Genomic DNA, 18458 nt, shown 5'->3' with positions numbered 1-18458 from the left:
CTAACATAGTGCGATTAAAGGGGGTATTAAATTCGACAAGTCCAACGCGGGTCAAATATTTCAATTCTAACATAGTGCGATTAAAGGCTCCCAAAGAGGCCAAAGGGAAAGCGGCTAAAAAGATATTTCAATTCTAACATAGTGCGATTAAAGGCACTTTAGAAAAGGTTAATTGGGTAAGGGGTAACGAATTTCAATTCTAACATAGTGCGATTAAAGGTTAAAAGAATCCGAAATAGATGTTTCGCCTACGCAATTTCAATTCTAACATAGTGCGATTAAAGGCCGCCGATTGGGTACAGGGTGTTTGATTTTACGTATATTTCAATTCTAACATAGTGCGATTAAAGGGCGATCGGATTTTTCCATTATGGCGCTCTTAGGCATATTTCAATTCTAACATAGTGCGATTAAAGGGCAGAAACTCCGGGCTCAATCCTTCCAGCCCTTTCAATTTCAATTCTAACATAGTGCGATTAAAGGTAAATCGAAAGAGGCCAAGTGGGAACGCAAAGACAAATTTCAATTCTAACATAGTGCGATTAAAGGCAAATCTTTTCCAGGGCTCTAGGCGCTTAGAACGAAAATTTCAATTCTAACATAGTGCGATTAAAGGTGCTATGGCGAAAGGCGGTGTTTCCAGTATGGCCATATTTCAATTCTAACATAGTGCGATTAAAGGAGCACCATCGAATACGACGAACAAGGCAACCGCTTAATTTCAATTCTAACATAGTGCGATTAAAGGTACTAACACAAATTTATTGTTGGCATCTAAGGAAAACATTTCAATTCTAACATAGTGCGATTAAAGGAGTCTGTACTAAGTTAGGGTGGTTCGCTATTCACTAATTTCAATTCTAACATAGTGCGATTAAAGGCCGGCAGCAAATGTCGATGGTACAGGTAGATATGATATTTCAATTCTAACATAGTGCGATTAAAGGATTGGCAAGAACTCCTATTATCCGGCTCGTCAGGCTTATTTCAATTCTAACATAGTGCGATTAAAGGTATCCGGATTATAGTCAATAATTGTCAGGCCAGCTCTATTTCAATTCTAACATAGTGCGATTAAAGGGGTTAACTGGCACCATGAGCTTATCTGCACTACCCTATTTCAATTCTAACATAGTGCGATTAAAGGCCGTTGTAATTTAATCATCTAAACAGCCTTGTAAGGGTTAAATTAAGGTTTTTCGCTTGGTAGAAAATAGATAAAAGTTGTCGATGAGCAATAATACGTTTTAACGGAGGCATAGACAACTGTATCCTGGATACGTGAAAGCGGTTTTTTATACTTTAAAACGAACAAAAATAAAGTAACCAATTTATCAGCATCCACTTCGACGACTAAGTCCCTACAAAAAGTTGTCAATCTGACTGCGGGCAACACCCACAATTTGTTTATCTAACCACTTATGTTCCCGGCTCTTAAAGATTATAATACTATCGTAATCCAAGTCCATGATTTCCCGGGCTTTGCTCAGCATTTCTTTTAACTTTACTTCGGTAATTTCGCCTTCGAATACGGAATTCTGAATCCAGTTCAGGTATTTGCGGCAAAGTTTTAACATCCGGGCGACGCGCAATTCACCTATGTCATATACCACTACTACGTACATCTTTTACCACCAGATTTTAAAAGGTTTATATTCTTCTATATTTAAAATATGTTTACTGAGTTTATAACATTCCAGTTTTACCAAGTGCTTGTAGCTAACCGATTTACTGAGAGTACGGTGCTTAATGGTTTCTTTTAAGCGTTCTTCAAATGCTTTTACAAAAACCTTCTTCCCGCTTTCTTTTAAAACGCAACCGTTAATGTCGGTCATAAAATCGTTGGGTTGAATTTCTTTCTTGTTCAATACCCGGAAAATAGTGCGGTCTACCAGAACCGGTTTAAATATCTCGGCCAAGTCTAAGGCTAAAGAGTAGCGCCGGGTACCCGGCTCGTGCAAAAAGCTGATGGTGGGGTTCAATTGGGTGTGGTAAATCATATCCATACAAACCGAATAGCACATCATGTTGCCAAACGAAATCAGGACATTTACTTCGTTTAGGGGTGGCCGCTTAGAACGATTTACCATGGTAAAGCCCGACACAATGGTATCAAAAGCCGCATAATACGTTTGCCGAATATTACCCTCGATGCCCATTAACTCGGCTACCTCACTGGTAGCCGAGATTTGGGTAGCATATCCTTCTATTTGGCTAATTATTTGGGCAAGGTCTTTTTCCCGGTTATTGTAGTAGCGCAGGTTCTTTAACATGTTAAAAGCCGCTCCTTCCACAAATTTTTGCGCCAGCACCATGCGTTTATTCCGAAGGGTATAATGCCGGGTTTGCTCTACCTGCATTTTACCGGCCAGCAAATAATCTTTGGCGAAGAAAGAACCGGTATAATGCTCGTAGTAATCAAAGAAATGCGCCGAAATACCGTTTTTGCCCAGGAAGTTGTACATCGCACTGTTCGCGTCCAGGTTGCCAAACACGTATAAATCCGAAACGGTTTCTACCGGAATATACCGGCAAGGCCCTTCTTTGCCTTGTTCATCTACGGGCGTAAACTGCAAGGTATTGTCTTTGCGGCTCAGCCGACCAGGATTAAATAAATAGTAGCTTTTTTTCATGGCACTCAGCTTAAGCGGTTAAACAAGCTAAAATTAAAAGCGAAGAGAATAGCTATTCTTCCACGTAACAAAAATCGAAATAGCTGCATTGCTTGCAGATAGGTTTGTTAAGTAAAGGCGGACATTGGGCCTGCGCCAGTAACCGGCTTATTTCCCCGAGCCAGATCACAATCGCTGCGCGGTCAGCGGGGGTAAGTTCTACGGTTTCGGTTTTGCGGAGCGTGGGGTATTCAATGATGCCGGTAGCGCCGGCGATGCCGTTTTGTTCCAGAACGTAGAGGTAATATTTCACCTGGGCCAGGTGCGCCGCTTCTACTTTATCTGACTTTTTTATTTCGTGTACCACCTTGGCTTTCGGGTCGTAGAAATCAATTTTAACTCCCCCCAACACTACTTCCCGGTACCGCTCGGCCCGTTGCGGGTAGGCCGTTTCGTGAATCAGTTTGCCTTCGCTAACCGTGTCGGAGGTATTCTCCATCCGAATTTCATGCGCGTGCAGCCACAGTTCGCGGTGGCAAACGTGATAGAGGTTTATATGGGTAGCAGTGATATGCATGAAAAGCTACTTTTATAGACATTATTTAGATAATTATAAAAATATATCATCTTGCCAGCTTTCCCCTTCACTTTTTGCCTGTAGACCAGTAAAGCTATTATAAGGTTTATTTGTTAAATAATAAGTAATTGTAAGTAAATTTTGATTGCTTTTTTCAAATACAAATTTTTCCAACCGAAGAAAACCAGAACGAAGCCAACCAACAAAAACATTCTTCCTTATCTGAACCTTTAAACTTTCAGCATTAATAAAGTCAAACTGTTGTAAATATTTCTCATATTCAGATTTACATGCTTGCGGTAATATTTTAATGCCATCAAATTGTTTATAAAATTCTTCTTCGGTATGTTTTGAATTTATTAAAGGCGACAGACTTTTAACAGCATCATCTAAATAAAAATAAATGCGGTTAAATTCTTCTAAGTCTTCTGGTTCCCAAGTTGGATAGACAAAGTCAATTAATTCTTGCAACTTTTGCTCATCTATAATGCCATCATATTCATTTTCAACTGTAGCTAAAGCTTGCAATGTCCGTTCAATTATGGCAGTTGTATAAATATATTTGTCTGCTTTATTTCGGTTTTTAAAAATATAGCAAAAACATATGCCTTTTTCACGTCGCCGGTTTACCCGACCGAAGCGTTGTATTAATGCATCAATGGGAGCTGGTTCGGTAAAAATCACATCGTAATCAATATCAAGACTGACTTCAATAGCTTGCGTGCCTACCAGTAGACATACCTCTTCTTCTTTTAATGCCTTTTCTTTCTGACTGCGGTCTTTGCCATTAAATGCGCTGTGTAATAAAACTGCCTTGTCTACACCTACAAAGCTCTTTAGCTTTTCAAAAGTTTGCTGGGCTTCGTATACTGTATTACATACCACTAATACTTTTCTACCAGCTTGTAATTCAACCTGAATTAAGCTAAGGTTTTCGGAGAGTAAACCATTCTGTAATATTACCCGGTGCCGCTTAAACTTTTCGTAGAGAGCAGTTTCTGCCTGTATTGGTGTAAATTGACCAATAGCTTCTTCTAATTCTTTTTTCAGGAAAGCGGGCATGGTAGCAGTCATTACCATTACTTTGGCATTCAGATGCTTTGTTACAAATTCGAGCAGTACTTTAATTTGGGCAAAAACATTTGGACTATAAGCATGTATTTCATCAAAAATAAAATAGCCGCCTGTCCATTCAAAAATGCCTTGTTCAAAACCTTTCAGCCCAAATAAATGCTTAAGTAGCTGGAAAGGCGTTACTACTTTAACCGGCGTAAGCAAGGTTCGGAATTTTTCTTTAATGCTTTTTATTTTTTCCTTTTTCTGGCTGACGCTATATTGAAATTCATCAAAATAATTGTTCAAGTAATCGATTAACTTACCGTGCAGCATTCCGGCTTTTTCTTCTCCTAAGCCTTTTTCTACATCGCTTAATCGCTCATACATGGCGTTAATAGAAGCTGTAAAAGGCAAAACGTAGAAAACGCGCCCTTGTCCGGAATGAATAAGTTGATTTTTAAGCCAGAGAAGTGCACTTTCGGTTTTCCCAGAACCAGTTGGAGCAGTTAATATAAGGTTCCCCGTTGTATCCCTGCATTCTAATTGATGTAGGTAAAAATCCGTTTGTTTGGCCAGGAGCGCTTGGCGCTGGTTGTCTAAAAAATTAAAATCAGAAAGTTCTAAATGAGTTATGCTTTCAACGCGAGCAGAGCCTAAATGGTCACAATGCTTTAAAGCACCAAACAAAAGCAGCAGAGAAAAATATTCGGCATTGGTTTGGGTAAATCTATTTTTAAGGTAACGTCTCACTAAGGCATGAACCGGAAAGTCCGGCACTTCGCCAATAGTTACATCGTAAGCAAAAAGCAAAGTTTTAACATCACTTACCGGAATATTTTCTTTAAACGCTGTTCCAAAACTGCGGTCTTCGTTATAATCCAATCCTAAGCTAAATTCATCTTCCTCTTTCTCCGGGTATTGCGTATCAATATAATCTTTAATTAGGCATTCAAAATCTTTATGATGCCCGGCAACAACAAGATTAAGCAGTTCCTTAAGATTTTGTGGAAGTGCAGAAGCAGCTACAAAAGGAAGTGAAAAAAGTTCATGCCTCTGATAATGCCATTTAGCTGGTTGCCCTCTTAATACATTTTGAAATTCCTGGTGCGCTTTGCCTAAATCATGAAATATAATAGCTAATTGCAAGGTATTCCAAAAATCAAAATCTTTGGTAAAAGGAATTTGCGGGAACAATTTCTGCAAGTAATTTCTAATTAGTAAACAATCATCTATGTGGGTCTGCAAAGTAAGCGGCGGCTCCGATTTAGCTAATATTTCCGGCAATTTAACTTTAGGCATACACGGAAAAATCTATTTCATGAAAGTAAATATCTATTGGTTTATTAGGCGCAAGCTCGTCACGGAATGCTTGTATGCCGGTAGCAAGAGCATTTGATTTAAAGTTGATGATAGAATAAGGTTCTGTACCAATATTATTGCGGGGAAAAGAATTGGTAAAATATTTTGGTAATGCCTGAATTTGCCCAGCCAAACGATTTTTAGCAAATGGAATAATTTGTCCCCGTACTTTATCCGCATTTACAACGGCTGCTAATTCTCCTTTTTCTATATTCGTAACGGTAGCTAAATCGTTCATGCGGCCTAATAACAAAGGGTAATAAGGCTGCCGAAAATAATCGGCAATAATATTATCTGTTAAATAAAGTCGTAAAAAAGCATTAAATAAAAACTCACGGTTTAGTATATTAGATTTAGCCTGATTAGTAGGTTTTCCGTCTTTGCTGCTAATTTGGTAAATGGTTTCCAGGTCTACCGCTTTGGCTTCGTATTCAAAATAATATCCAATCTTTAAGGTCTGATAATTTTGATAGCTTCCGGCGGCGGCATTTATTAAGCCTAATACCGTACTTAATGGCGGCACTTCCAGGGTTGGCTGAAAACCGCTGATTAAATTAGGATAACGGAAGCTGGCGGTCCAGCTGGTAAGGTCTATTTTGTAAACTTCCATTACATAATCTGGTTTGCAATCTGTTCACAGTATTGGTCTATGGCTTGGTTTACCGATAACAATCTTACATTTTCAAATTCACCGGCCAAGGTAGCCAAATCATCATTATATTCATCCATAAAGCCGCTGCGCTTGCCAATAAAAACAACACCTTTAAATTGTTCTTTATAATCCTGCAACACTTCTCGTAAACCTTCAATATTTAATAAAGCTTTCTCATTATTGCGACCTTCATTTTTAACAATGTGTGAGAATGGGTGATTACCAGAGGACATAGTAGCCAGAACAATAAATTTAGGTGTTACATCGCCCATATTATTGGTTTGCATGGCGCCGCCCGTAATAGTTTTCAATGCTTTTAAAGTATCTATTATGCGTTGGGTTCTAATACTTTTATCTAATTGCACCAGTTTAGCAGCATTGCCGGTTTTGTCTTTTACAAATAAATCATCCTTTTCAGTTGCGCCATTACTTAAAGCTTCGGTTCTTAATTTTTCGGTTAAGTTTTTAAATCCGGTTTTATTGTAAGTAGCAAAAGTGCCCACCTGTAGTAAGTCCAAGGAGAACATACCTTTCATTATGGTGCTGTATTCTTCCTTGCTGTAAGGCACAGAATCACCGACTTGTCTAGCCATACTCGACCAGTTTTCAACGGTTTGGGTAGAACCAACCGAAACAATAACTGAATTTTTTAATGGTGAAGTACGGGTTACTGTTACATCCTCTTTTTGATCCTTTCCTTTTTTATCCAGAATAGGATTACCATCATCATCTCGCACAATATCTTTAGCTGCTTTCATATAACCAAAAATATCGTCGTCGGCAAATTTTATAGGATTAGCTTCGGTAAAGGCTATTTTACTCTCTCGCGTTATGGGCGAAAGTTCCCAATTATGATTTAACTTAAGAGTTTCGCGCCACCAGTACCGCCAGGCTTGTCCTGAAACGTAAGTATAGTAACGGCCATTTTTCAAAATTTTTTTGTACCAACGGCATTATCAAAATTACTTGTAGAACTCTTGCCTGCATTATTTAAGGCTACCACGTCTACATCAAGCAGAATAAATCCTTGCGTTTTCAGGTTCATATATTTGATTAAATTTAAGATTCAAGTTCTTGTTCAGCTTCTAGTTCAGGCATTTCAATGTCTAAAGAAGTGTCTGTTTCGTGTAACTTCTGATAAATAGAGATTAACAGTAAATCTCGTATATCACGCCAAGAGGCACCATCTGGGAAAAGATATTCCACGTAATCTTCGAGGGTAATAAGAGCTTTTTCGTTTTTATTGTAATAATTCTTGGCAATTAGATTAAGAAAAAACTGGCGTATATCATACCCGCTTTTCATCCCATTTAGGCGGGTTATAGATTTTTTAGTAAAGTCCTTATCCTCAATAATAAAATTTGTTAAATCTTGAATTTTTTGAAGTGTGCGTTTGTCCATATTTCTTAAAACTTGTTGGTAGATTTCGATAATTTTAATATTAAGTTTATTCTTTCTGGACCATCTTTCAAAAAGCCCTAGTAAGGATTCGCCATTTAATAATCTTTCATAAACCGGATTGCGCCAGGTTTTATAATCGTCATAGCCAACCGAATCTTTTTTATTTTCCCAGGTACTAGTGGCATCATTATAATATGCGTCCTTAAAGCCCGATGAGCGATAATGGTAATTCACAAATCGCTGCCAATCACTTTTAAATTCTAAACTCAGGCATTTTTGATAAAACAAAAAAACAACTGCTGGAAGGGTATATAGCTTTATTTCAGGGCTAGCCCCAAAATTGGTAAAGTGATAAAGATTAAGGGTAATTCCTTTGGTGCCAGTCGTATTATCAGAAGCTGCAATTTTCAAGTCTGAAATGCATTTATGCGCAAAATCAAATAAGGTATTGGCCGGATTACTAAACTCTGATTTTTGCAATGATTTAGAGATGCCGCTAGCTAAATCCTTGAAATTGTTGTCCAAGATTCTCTTTACAAAATAGCGATTTACTTCTTCGTTATTACTTTGGATTAAAGCTACTTTGTTGCCTAATTGTATTAAACCCAACGGCGAGAAAAAGATGCGGATTAATACTTCTTTGGAAAGTAGGATGCCACTCTGAAAACCATGATGAAAGTTAATCAGCGTTGCTGAACCGGACATAATATGATTGTCGCGTCCAGCAAAGTAAAGTTTTGTCTTCTGACCCGTAATCCGGCAGTATCCTTCTTGGGCATCTCTTTTATCTTCCAATAAGCTTTGGTAATACTCAAGAGTTTTATCAATGCCTTTCTGACCTTTATTGGAATTATGGGTTATTGTTGAATTTAAGAAAAAAGAGTGCAAGTTATTATCCCAATTTTTAACATAAATATAGGTAGCCTCTTTAATGAGTTCCAGAATGTTTTTTTTTGGGAACTTCTCTCTAAAATATTCAATAACATAGCCACCTACATCGGCAAACGGGTCGCCAGTAGGCTGAATAAACCAATCGTTTTCTAATTTCATAGAATATAAACAGCAGATATAAACCCGGTAGTTTTTAAAACCTACCGGGTTTGAAGATGAGTAAAAAACAATTCGTTAACAATACCTAATTTTGGGTATTTTAAGGTAAATACTTACTCCAAGTCCAAAATGGTTCGATTAATTCCTATTATCAATACTTCAATAAATTTCAATTCTAACATAGTGCAATTAAAAGCTAATAAATAGCTTCGTTGTAGCGGTTATTCAATTTCTAAGTAACATAATTCTTCTGCCTCTAAGAAGTTAATAATAATTTCAAGCTTAGCAATCATTATTTTAGCTAAATTAACTGTTGTTTGATTTCCACATTTTAGGCGAATTACTTTAGGAGGACATCCAAATAATTTACTTAACTCAGTAAAATCATTATCTTTTGTTAAGATGGTAAAATTATTTTCTTTGGCGTACTGCCAAATTTTTCTATCTGAATTCTTTAATAAAGATTTTTCAGATACATGAGCACTTTCTATAAAGCATGCTGCTAATTGACTTACCAGTCTTCTAGGCAGATTTTCATCAATTAAGATTTTTGTATTACCCATGACAAGGAAGCTTTATCAATACTTCAATAATGAGTTTAATAAAAATTAGTACTTAATTAAAAAAAATGTTCTCCTTTTCTGTAAAACATTATTGGACAGCTATAATAGAACGTTTCTCAGCGTTAGCCGCATAAGCCAGACAAGCTAAAATATCTTCTTTCTTCAATTCCGGAAAATCTTCTAAAATTTCTTCCATAGTCATGCCGGAGGCTAAGTAACTTAATACATCATATACGGTTATCCGCATTCCTCTAATACAAGGCTTACCGCTTCTTTTACCTGGTTCTAGGGTGATTATTCTAGAAAAATCCATTAGAAATTTTAGATAAATATAGTAATACTGAGTACATAAACTCATCTGATGTATTACGAAATATATTAAATTTTATTTACATCTATTATAATAATGTACTAAACCTGGTTGTTTTTTTAAACCAGTAAAGTTTATTATCGCCACTAACTTACTTTAGAAATTCTGCACACCCGAATCCTAAACTATTCTTCTCGCCAAATCCGGCGAAATAACCCGCTTCCGTTAATTCCGGCGAGGCTTCTAACTCAAAATCGAATAAATAGCCACGTACTTTGGTTTGTTGCGGGGTATTCGCTTTTATGGTAACCAGTTTAGAAATGGGCTTACTGAGTAGATGAAACTGTACATCTCCTAACAAAGGCGAAACAGCCGGAGGAGCCTTTAACATAGCGCCAGCTGCGTATTTATTCAGAAGATTTTCCGCAAATATTTTTTTAAATCCTGAATCTTCTGGCGATAAGTAAAGCGGCATTAATTTACCTTGCTGGTCCCTTTGCGTACTCGCGCACAGGGGCGATACTAGTCTGAACTGGGTTTGGGGTTTAAATGCGGGGGTTGGTTCAGCGGCAATAGCTGCTACTTCAAATTTTACCTGACTCTGGGTATCGCCGAGCGAAAATTGCTGTTGTTTAAAAAGCCCGGATATAAATGTTTCGGCCGAGGCAGGCATGTAAAAAGATAGACTTAACGTAGCAGTGGTACTAATAATCTGCAAGCGGTCCTGGGCTATCTTAAACTGGGGAATGTTTAACCGGGAAAAAGTAAAAAGTTTGTAATGCCTTCCATTAGCCAAATAGCCTTGGCTATGCAGCCAAAAGCTAAAAGAAGCATCGCCTAAATTTATTACTTTATATATCCAAGCCGACAGCTCGTATTGGTAATTTAAGGGAAGTACTTTATAATTATTATCAGGTAAATTTAAAGTTAGATTAAACCGCATATTTCATTTTGCTCCTCACGATTCTTTTTATAACCACTTAATGACTTATATAAATGAAACTTTAATGTAGGCTGCTTAATATGGCTTAAACCTATTATCAATTTAATTTTGACTAGCTATTGTTGCTTTAAAAGTAAAATCAACTCCTACTATAGTTTAGTCTAATTAAATTGATAAATCTACTTTATAAGAATTAAAAACAGTATATTAATTAAGCAGAATAGAGAAGTGAAAGATTTGTTTAAACCAATGCTTAAACCAAAAAAAAGAGGTTATAGATAAAATCTATAACCTCTTGATAATTAATGTGGGGCGTACTGGATTCGAACCAGTGACCCCCTGCTTGTAAGGCAGGTGCTCTGAACCAGCTGAGCTAACACCCCTTTCGGGACCAACAACCTGTTGTTGTCGTTTATTGTGGTGCAAATATGGTAGGTTTTTTTATCACTGCAAATTATTTATTTAAAAAAATCGTAAAAAAATTTAACCTACCCGCGTTTGTCCCGCCCGATTTTCGGATGTACTTTTATTACCAAATTTTTAAATTTTACAATGCGTTCGTTTTGAAGAAGATAGCTTTTAGCCAGGGATTACGGTACGGTGTCGGCGGATTGTTACTACTACTTTTGCTGGGGGCAGGGGTGCTCTATTCTTACCAGGATAAAATTATTAATTTGTTTGTTGCCGAAGCCAACCAGCATTTAAAAACCAAAGTGCAGGTAGGACACATTTCCCTTTCGCTCCTGCGTAAATTTCCGGACCTAGCCATTACCTTAAAAAACGTAACTATTACCGAAAGTTTTACCAACAGTAAAGCTCCCTTGGCTCAAGCCGAGCAGCTTTATTTTACCTTTAACGTGTGGGATGTGCTCCGGGGACAATACCGGGTGCAGGAGATGTTTCTGGAAGAAGGTAATGTGGCTATTAAATTTTTGCCCGATGGCACCGGTAATTACCAGGTTTTTACCCCAGATACTACCCAAACCCAAAATAAGCCCTTTGCTTTTGAACTAAAGAAAATAACGGTTCGGAATGTGGCACTCACCTACGCTGACCAACGCCGGCAACAATATTTTAATTTGAAAAACCAACAAGTACAAGCCACGCTGCAGGTATCAAATAAAACCATAGAAGTAGCGGCTACCGGTCAAACCCATCTGCAAACCATCCGGATAGAAGGCGATGATTATTTTCAGGATAAGCAGGTAGGGGTGCAAACCAAGCTGGTAGTAGATCGCGTTAACCGCACCGTGCAGATTTCATCCGGCGAAGTGGCCGTAGGTCCAGCCCGGTACCAGGTAGCGGGTAACGTTAGCTACGCAGGGCCTACAAACCTGAATATCCGGTTTGCCGGCAAAAACACGAATGTGCAATCGTTGCTGGCTTTACTGCCACCTAAGTTCAGCCGGGTTTTGGGGGAGTACCAAAGTGAGGGCCGTATTTATTTTAATGGTACGGTACAGGGTATTACTTCGGGCAAAGCCAATCCGCGGGTACTTGTGCGTTTTGGCTGCCGCCAGGCTACTTTTTACCACCCAGCTTCCCAGCAAAAGCTGGAAGACTTAAACCTTCAGGGAGAATTTTCGAACGGCCCGCAGCAAAACAACCAGACCTCCACCATTCAACTAAATAACATCCGGGGAAAACTGAAGAATCGACCTTTTACGGGCGGCGTACTATACCGCAACCTGCAAGATCCTTTTTTACAAGTAAAATTAAAAGGCACCCTGGACGTAGCGCACGCACTGGAATTATTCCCGAACGATAACCTGAGCCGAGGCGGCGGCGAAGTAACCGTAGATATTGCTTTGGCCGGTAAACTGCAGGCTTTCCAATCGCAGCAAGGGTACGGCCAGGTAAGTAGTTCCGGCGAAATAAATTTAAAAAATGCAGCCTTTCAGGTGAAAAATTATCCGCTGCGGTTCCGGCAACTCCATGGCAACTTTATCTTCCGGAAAAGCGACCTAGCCGTCTCCGATTTTACGGGCAAACTGGGCAGCTCTGATTTTTTAATCAACGGTTATTTTAAAAATGTACTGGGCTGGCTTTTTCTGACCAAACAACGCTTGCTGGTAGAAGCCGATTTTACCTCCCGATTTTTAAATTTTGACGAGTTACTCCGCGAAGATAAACCCATACGCTCCACTACTATAAGCAATAAACGGCCCGGCGCAAACCCGGCGTACCAGTTAGCAATTTCGCCATACCTGGGTTTTGATGTAAAAACCACGGTGGACCGGGTACAATTCCGGCGGTTTACGGGCAAAAACCTGACGGGCATCTTGCGCCTGAACAACCGGGTAATTTCTTCGCCCGGCCTGGCCTTACAAACCACGGGCGGTCAGTTTGCCATACAAGGCTTGCTCGATGGGCGGCAGCCGAATAACCTTCAGGTAACGACGCTTACTACCGTAAACCAACTGAAACTGGATAGTTTATTTTACGTTTTCGAAAATTTTGGGCAGCAGTTTTTGGTGCAAAGGCACTTACGCGGAACGCTTACAGCTACGGTTCATTCGGATCTATACTTTAACCGCCATTTAAACCCGCTTACGGACCGGATGGAAGCGGAAATAAAAGCCCGTATTCAAAATGGGCAATTAATCAACTTCGAACCCATGCAAAAGCTGGCTCCTTTTATTCCGAAGCGCGAACTCGCTAATTTGCAGTTTTCGGAGTTAAGCAACACCTTCTGGATTCAAGACCGTACCGTTTTTATTCCCGAGATGGAAGTGCGCTCCAATGCTTCGCGGGTTTCCGTCATTGGGGTGCAGGGTACCCATACTTTCGACCAACAATTAGATTATCGATTCCGGGTACCGCTACGGAATAAAAACGCCCGGGTTACCGATGAAACCGGAAACCTGCTGGTAAGTAACGGACCCAATATATTTCTGCGCTTAAAAGGCAGCGAAAATAATTATAAAATAGCTCTGGATAAACAACGGGTAAAAACTAAAATTGCCCAGGACCTACAGCGCGAAAAACAAGAATATAAAGAAGTACGGCAACCAGACAAAAAAGGTACTTCTCCCAAAACTTCCGCGCCACAACCCAATCAGGACGAGTATTTTGATTTTTAATGAGGTTGCAGGTTGGAAAGTGAAAGGTTAGAAAGTTGAAAGGTTAAAAAGTTGCAAGTTGGAAAGTTGCAGATTGGAAAGTTGAAAGGTGCTAAGGTTTATAATTTACAAAAGTTAGGTTGAGAATTGTTGAAAACATTCGGGGCTGATCTAAATTTAAAAAAGTAAACCACCTAGTCGGCTTAAAAAACGATTGGGTGATTTACTTTTTAATGGAAGCTATTTATTGCTTAATCCAAGCGGGGTAAAACGGCTTCAATGTCGGCGCGGCGGGGCTCGTACTGGGGTGGCAACAACAAACTGGAACCTAATTGGTCGAAGGGTTCGTCGATGCCGAAGCCGGGGTTATCGGTAGCTATTTCAAACAAAACGCCCCCCGGCTCCCGGAAATACAAAGAATAAAAATAGTTGCGGTCAATTTTTTCGGTAATGTTAAATCCTTGCCGGGCGATTTTATCGCGAAATTGCAGAAGCACTTCTTCGTTTTTCACCCGGAAGGCGATGTGGTGGTTCGTGCCGGCCCCACCGGTACCCCGAAGTTCGTTCGGCGCTTCAACCAGATCAATGGTAGCGGCTTGATCTACGGTACCGGTAACAAAACGGTAACGGTTACCCTCCTGCCCTGCTGCTGTATATTCAAAAATATCGGTTAAAATAGTTGCCGTAGCTTCTTTGTCGCGTAAAGTAAGCGTGGCACCGTGAAAGCCGCGAGTAGCTACCTCGGCGTTTACTTCCGAGGTTTCCCAGGGTTGGCGGGTATCGGGTTTTTGGGCCGCTACTAATTCAAACTGCAATCCGTCCGGGTCTTGGAAAGCAATGTACTTTTCGCCAAATCTTTCGGCGGGTTGCTGATAAGGCACGTTGTTTTCGGCGAAACGGTTCAGCCAAAAAGCAAAACTACTCGCCGGTACCGAATAACTAATGTGCGTAATCATGCCGGTACCGGCCCGGCCCCGGCGCGATCCTTCGTACGGGAAAAAGGTTAGAATAGTACCTGCACTGCCTTTTTCGTCGCCGTAATACAAATGATACGTACCCGGATCATCGAAATTAACCGTTTTTTTCAGGAGGCGCAACCCCAGCACTTTGGTGTAAAAGTCTACATTCCGTTTAGCCTGGTCGGCAATAGCCGTGATGTGGTGCAGGCCTAATATTTTATTTTCCATTGAATTTTATTTTAAAAATTAACCTAAACCCGGAGCTTTACCCTTTGCTAAATTAAAGAAAGTGGGCTAATTAACTTTGTTTCACTAACTGAATTTCGGCTTGCAGCTTAATTTCGTCGCTTACCACCACGCTGCCGGCTTCGGTTACGGCGCTCCAGGTTAAGCCAAAATCTTTCCGGTTAATTTTACCGGTTACGGTAAAGCCAGCTTTAGTTTGGCCATACGGGTCTACTACAATGCCGCCAAACTCTACGTGCACGGTAACGGGTTTAGATATGCCCCGGATAGTTAATTCCCCGTGGAGTTTGTAGTCATCGCCACCCGCGTGTTCGTATTTATTGCCCACGAACTGAATTTGGCTGTGATTAGCGGCATCAAAAAAATCCGGTGATTTTAAATGCGTATCCCGTTGTTCGTTGTTGGTGCTGATTGAATCGACATCGGCGGTAAAGGTTACGCTGGTAGCGCTGGTAAATTTATCGTCTTGCGTTTCTGCTTCCACGTTAAATTTTTGAAAATAACCAGTTACGGTAGTAATCATTAAGTGTTTTACCTTAAACTGAACTTCGCTGTGCATTGGGTCTACTGACCATTTGGTAGTTGCCATAGTCTGAATATTTAGGTGTTTTAAGTTTATGTTGTATTAATGGTACAAATGTACATACATTTAATGTATATACATACAATTTTATCAAAAAATTCAAAAAATAATTAATACCTAAATAATATGTTTGACTATCAGTATTTTAACTAAGCATCCAACATACTTTCTTCATCCATTACTTCACCAAACAAACATTCATAGAAAAATAATTACCAATCCAACTTGGTAGCCATTCCTCAAACACCCACTAAGCAAGCAGCCTAAATCAATAAGGGGGACCTTCGTTTGCGGTTACCTTTTTCTCTTCAGACGTTAATAACTTGTAGGGCGTTAGCTGTAAAAGCAAATAGGGGCGGCGGGTATTCGGGATGGAGATAGACTTGCTGCCGGATTGGGTTCCTAGTCGCCGAAACAATAACCAGCCCAGCAACGCAATTAAGAAGAATTACACAACTTGTTCCGTTATAATAAGTATATTACTGTTCTAAAAACGGCTTTTACTCCATAAAAAAGATGAAAGAATTATTGCCCGAAGAAAGAATATTGTCGATTGATATTGGTGGCTCTAACATAAAAGCCACTATTCTGGATGCTCAGGGCGAGCTTCAAAATGAATATAAAAAAGTGCCCACGCCAATCCCGGCTTCTCCGGAAAACGTATTAGAGGCGATTCAAGAGTTACTCAAAAACTTTGAGGGTTACCAGAAAGTATCCGTTGGTTTTCCGGGTTACGTGCGGAATGGCCGGGTGCTCACCGCTCCCAACCTGGATACGGCCTTGTGGCGCAACGTAAATTTGCAGGAAGAATTAAAAGCTGTTTTAAATAAACCCGTACGTTTAGTAAATGATGCGGACTTGCAAGGGCTGGGCGTGGTAAAGGGAAAAGGATTGGAAATGGTTATTACCCTGGGTACGGGTTTTGGCACCGCCTTATTGCTGGACGGCAACCTTCTCCCCCACCTGGAACTGGCGCACCACCCGGTATGCGGCAACAAAACCTACGATCAATACATCGGGGAGAAAGCGTTTAAAAAACACGGCGAAGAAAAATGGAATAGTCGCATGATGCGGGTTTTGGCTATATTGAAAGCCGTTTTTAACTACGATCATTTGTATATCAGCGGCGGCAATGCCTCTAAACTCCGGTTTAAACTCGATGAAAACATTACCATAGTTTCTAACCGTGACGGGATCAAAGGCGGCGCCCGCTTGTGGCAGCAAGGCGAACATCATTTCGCCGACACTGTGTACTCGGCTTTTTAATTTAGTGGGAGTAGCTTTATCGTCTATTTAATTTAAAAAAATTTTCTAAAAAGTTAGGTATGAGACTCTGCCAATAGCTGGTGCCGGAGTTTGTGTCTTCACAAACGGTTTTCAGGTTTTTAGTGTAAGTACTGATTTTGCAAAAAATTTAAAAAAAGAACCTGGCCGAACAATACATCAGCCAGGTTCTTTTTTTAAATTTTTTACTCTGCTACGATTTGTTGGGCGTCAACCGAATTAATAAACCAGGCCCTTCGGTAATCGCGTAAATATAGCCATCCGGGCTTTCGGCCACGCACCGCACCCGGCCAATATCTTGCACTAATTTTTCTTCGGTAACGTATTGGGCATCGTTTAACTGCACCCGGGCAATGTGCCGGAAAGCTAAGGCGCCCACTAATAAATTACCTTTCCATTCGGGATAGCGGTCGCTGGTAACCTGGGCCATACCGCACGGTCCGATAGATGGAACCCAATACCGCACCGGGTTGGTAACCCCGGCCATTTCTTTAAACTCGGTTAAAATAGTACCGTCGTAATTAATGCCGTACGACGTTTTGGGCCAGCCATAGTTCTTGCCTTTTTGAATTAAATTTAATTCGTCGCCTCCTTTAGGGCCATGCTCCACGGCCCAAATACGATTGGTAGTGGCATCGTACACCATGCCTTGCGGGTTGCGGTGGCCATACGTCCAGATGGTGGGGCGCGCGTCTTTTTGGTTTACAAAAGGATTATCCTGCGGCACCCGGCCATCGTCGTAAATCCGGTGAATTTTACCGTGGTCGTTATTTAACTCTTGTACTTTAGGCTGCGTGCCCCTTTCGCCGGAGCTGAAATATAAAAATTTGTCCTTATCAAAAACAATGCGGCTGCCAAAGTGAAAATCAGCTTTTAAATAAGGCTGCGCCTCAAAAATATCTTTTTTCTCTACTAATTGGTTGCCCTGCAATTTAAAACGCATAATAGCCGTGGTAGCGCCGCCTTCTACTGGTTTGGCGTACGAAATGTAAATCCATTTATTTGTAGCATAATCGGGGTGCAGTTTAATATCCAGCAAGCCGCCTTGCCCTTCGGCAAACACTTTGGGTACGCCGCTTAACTTTTCGCCGGTAAACTTATTATTTTTAAAAACCAAGATGTCGCCGGCACGTTCCGTAACCAATAAGCGGCCATCGGGCAACCAGGCCATGCCCCAAGGATTGGTAAAACCTTCGTGCAGTTTTTCAACGGTAAAAGCTACTGGTTTAGCAACTACGGCGGGCTTGGCAGTCCGGATAGGTTCCGGTTTATCGGCCACCGTAAAAGAAGCCCATAAAAAAAGAGCGGAAAGTAGGAAGATGGATTTATTCATAGCGTATCGGTTTTGTTTGTTATTAATTGTTAATTCTTCGACTCCTGATTTCCGGATACCGGGTAAACTCGGTTTTTGCAGGGTGTACTCTAATACAGCAGCTTTTCTGGTAGTAAAAATTTAAAAATTTTCCGGATTTAGAAACTCAAATTTGGTTAAGGAAAAGGTAAGATCAAACTTTTTTAAAACTTAACCTAACCCTTCGGCTTTACCCGCAGTATTAAAGGAAGTAGCATGAAATTCAAGCTATTACCTTACATTAACGATTTTTTTATTTGAACAGAGGTATACCATACCGATTGTTGCATTTCATTATTCGGTACCATCGCGGTTAATAATCTTTAAACTAAAAATAACTTATTGGGTAAACTACCTATAATAAATAAAAATTTGTTTTAAACATTTGTTTAAAATTTCTGTTTAGATTACTACTATCTAAAATATTTCCGTTTACCTTTGCACCATTCA

General features: G+C 40.1%; 15 protein-coding genes, 1 tRNA gene and 1 CRISPR repeat array (1 of these 17 cut by a window edge). Of the genes, 2 read left to right on the top strand and 14 right to left on the bottom strand.

The window, feature by feature from the left end; translation table 11 throughout:
* Nucleotides 1–1147: a CRISPR direct-repeat array (repeat unit 30 nt; unit sequence ATTTCAATTCTAACATAGTGCGATTAAAGG); it reaches 2395 nt to the left of the window's first position.
* A 214-nt stretch (nucleotides 1148–1361) separates the two neighbouring features.
* The 11 genes from cas2 to AHMF7616_RS04260 all read right to left on the bottom strand — a co-directional run bounded on the left by cas2 (nucleotide 1362) and on the right by AHMF7616_RS04260 (nucleotide 10906).
* Entirely contained in the window at nucleotides 1362–1625 is a 264-nt protein-coding gene (cas2, locus tag AHMF7616_RS04310) for a CRISPR-associated endonuclease Cas2 (protein ID WP_115371763.1), read from the bottom strand.
* A 3-nt stretch (nucleotides 1626–1628) separates the two neighbouring features.
* Nucleotides 1629–2633, bottom strand: a complete 1005-nt coding sequence (gene cas1b / locus AHMF7616_RS04305; protein ID WP_115371762.1) for a type I-B CRISPR-associated endonuclease Cas1b — start codon at nucleotides 2631–2633, stop codon at nucleotides 1629–1631.
* A 52-nt stretch (nucleotides 2634–2685) separates the two neighbouring features.
* Nucleotides 2686–3189, bottom strand: coding sequence for a CRISPR-associated protein Cas4 (gene cas4, locus AHMF7616_RS04300; protein WP_115371761.1), 504 nt, complete (start codon nucleotides 3187–3189; stop codon nucleotides 2686–2688).
* Between the two features lie 33 nt (nucleotides 3190–3222).
* On the bottom strand, nucleotides 3223–5544 hold the full coding sequence (cas3, locus tag AHMF7616_RS04295; RefSeq protein ID WP_115371760.1) for a CRISPR-associated helicase Cas3': 2322 nt from the start codon (nucleotides 5542–5544) through the stop codon (nucleotides 3223–3225).
* On the bottom strand, nucleotides 5537–6214 hold the full coding sequence (gene cas5b, locus AHMF7616_RS04290) for a type I-B CRISPR-associated protein Cas5b (RefSeq protein WP_115371759.1): 678 nt from the start codon (nucleotides 6212–6214) through the stop codon (nucleotides 5537–5539). The genes cas3 and cas5b overlap by 8 nt, the downstream gene beginning before the upstream one ends.
* On the bottom strand, nucleotides 6214–7188 hold the full coding sequence (gene cas7i, locus AHMF7616_RS04285) for a type I-B CRISPR-associated protein Cas7/Cst2/DevR (RefSeq protein WP_199474111.1): 975 nt from the start codon (nucleotides 7186–7188) through the stop codon (nucleotides 6214–6216). The genes cas5b and cas7i overlap by 1 nt, the downstream gene beginning before the upstream one ends.
* A 127-nt stretch (nucleotides 7189–7315) precedes the next feature.
* Entirely contained in the window at nucleotides 7316–8707 is a 1392-nt protein-coding gene (locus AHMF7616_RS04280; RefSeq protein ID WP_115371758.1) for a type I-B CRISPR-associated protein Cas8b1/Cst1, read from the bottom strand.
* Nucleotides 8708–8928: 221 nt separating this feature from the next.
* Nucleotides 8929–9270, bottom strand: a complete 342-nt coding sequence (locus AHMF7616_RS04275) for a DUF5615 family PIN-like protein (protein WP_115371757.1) — start codon at nucleotides 9268–9270, stop codon at nucleotides 8929–8931.
* Between the two features lie 88 nt (nucleotides 9271–9358).
* Nucleotides 9359–9583, bottom strand: a complete 225-nt coding sequence (locus AHMF7616_RS04270) for a DUF433 domain-containing protein (RefSeq protein WP_115375458.1) — start codon at nucleotides 9581–9583, stop codon at nucleotides 9359–9361.
* A 148-nt stretch (nucleotides 9584–9731) separates the two neighbouring features.
* Complete coding sequence (gene cas6, locus AHMF7616_RS04265; RefSeq protein WP_115371756.1) at nucleotides 9732–10523, bottom strand: CRISPR-associated endoribonuclease Cas6; 792 nt, start codon at nucleotides 10521–10523, stop codon at nucleotides 9732–9734.
* A 308-nt stretch (nucleotides 10524–10831) separates the two neighbouring features.
* A tRNA-Val gene (locus AHMF7616_RS04260) sits at nucleotides 10832–10906 on the bottom strand.
* 180 nt (nucleotides 10907–11086) lie between these two features.
* Between AHMF7616_RS04260 and AHMF7616_RS04255 the strand changes: the two genes are divergently transcribed.
* Nucleotides 11087–13606, top strand: a complete 2520-nt coding sequence (locus tag AHMF7616_RS04255; protein ID WP_158546096.1) for an AsmA family protein — start codon at nucleotides 11087–11089, stop codon at nucleotides 13604–13606.
* A gap of 230 nt (nucleotides 13607–13836) precedes the next feature.
* On the opposite strand, the gene AHMF7616_RS04250 is transcribed toward AHMF7616_RS04255, so the two are convergent.
* Together AHMF7616_RS04250 and AHMF7616_RS04245 are read right to left on the bottom strand one after the other, a co-directional pair.
* Complete coding sequence (locus AHMF7616_RS04250; RefSeq protein WP_115371754.1) at nucleotides 13837–14772, bottom strand: ring-cleaving dioxygenase; 936 nt, start codon at nucleotides 14770–14772, stop codon at nucleotides 13837–13839.
* Between the two features lie 70 nt (nucleotides 14773–14842).
* Complete coding sequence (locus tag AHMF7616_RS04245) at nucleotides 14843–15379, bottom strand: YceI family protein (protein ID WP_115371753.1); 537 nt, start codon at nucleotides 15377–15379, stop codon at nucleotides 14843–14845.
* Nucleotides 15380–15889: 510 nt separating this feature from the next.
* Here AHMF7616_RS04245 and AHMF7616_RS04240 point away from each other — a divergent pair.
* Nucleotides 15890–16639, top strand: coding sequence for an ROK family protein (locus tag AHMF7616_RS04240; RefSeq protein ID WP_115371752.1), 750 nt, complete (start codon nucleotides 15890–15892; stop codon nucleotides 16637–16639).
* Nucleotides 16640–16850: 211 nt separating this feature from the next.
* On the opposite strand, the gene AHMF7616_RS04235 is transcribed toward AHMF7616_RS04240, so the two are convergent.
* On the bottom strand, nucleotides 16851–17990 hold the full coding sequence (locus AHMF7616_RS04235) for a PQQ-dependent sugar dehydrogenase (protein WP_115371751.1): 1140 nt from the start codon (nucleotides 17988–17990) through the stop codon (nucleotides 16851–16853).
* Nucleotides 17991–18458 lie beyond the last annotated feature (468 nt).

The sequence above is a fragment of the Adhaeribacter pallidiroseus genome, from assembly GCF_003340495.1.
GTDB lineage: Bacteria > Bacteroidota > Bacteroidia > Cytophagales > Hymenobacteraceae > Adhaeribacter > Adhaeribacter pallidiroseus.
This window is presented reverse-complemented; position numbering and strand designations above follow the sequence as displayed.

Excerpts from the sequence above, each read along its gene's own strand:
- cas2 (WP_115371763.1), bottom strand. The coding sequence starts at position 1,625 with ATGTACGTAGTAGTGGTATATGACATAGGTGAATTGCGCGTCGCCCGG.
- cas1b (WP_115371762.1), bottom strand. The coding sequence starts at position 2,633 with ATGAAAAAAAGCTACTATTTATTTAATCCTGGTCGGCTGAGCCGCAAA.
- cas4 (WP_115371761.1), bottom strand. The coding sequence starts at position 3,189 with ATGCATATCACTGCTACCCATATAAACCTCTATCACGTTTGCCACCGC.
- cas3 (WP_115371760.1), bottom strand. The coding sequence starts at position 5,544 with ATGCCTAAAGTTAAATTGCCGGAAATATTAGCTAAATCGGAGCCGCCG.
- cas5b (WP_115371759.1), bottom strand. The coding sequence starts at position 6,214 with ATGGAAGTTTACAAAATAGACCTTACCAGCTGGACCGCCAGCTTCCGT.
- AHMF7616_RS04280 (WP_115371758.1), bottom strand. The coding sequence starts at position 8,707 with ATGAAATTAGAAAACGATTGGTTTATTCAGCCTACTGGCGACCCGTTT.
- AHMF7616_RS04275 (WP_115371757.1), bottom strand. The coding sequence starts at position 9,270 with ATGGGTAATACAAAAATCTTAATTGATGAAAATCTGCCTAGAAGACTG.
- AHMF7616_RS04270 (WP_115375458.1), bottom strand. The coding sequence starts at position 9,583 with ATGGATTTTTCTAGAATAATCACCCTAGAACCAGGTAAAAGAAGCGGT.
- cas6 (WP_115371756.1), bottom strand. The coding sequence starts at position 10,523 with ATGCGGTTTAATCTAACTTTAAATTTACCTGATAATAATTATAAAGTA.
- AHMF7616_RS04250 (WP_115371754.1), bottom strand. The coding sequence starts at position 14,772 with ATGGAAAATAAAATATTAGGCCTGCACCACATCACGGCTATTGCCGAC.
- AHMF7616_RS04245 (WP_115371753.1), bottom strand. The coding sequence starts at position 15,379 with ATGGCAACTACCAAATGGTCAGTAGACCCAATGCACAGCGAAGTTCAG.
- AHMF7616_RS04240 (WP_115371752.1), top strand. The coding sequence starts at position 15,890 with ATGAAAGAATTATTGCCCGAAGAAAGAATATTGTCGATTGATATTGGT.
- AHMF7616_RS04235 (WP_115371751.1), bottom strand. The coding sequence starts at position 17,990 with ATGAATAAATCCATCTTCCTACTTTCCGCTCTTTTTTTATGGGCTTCT.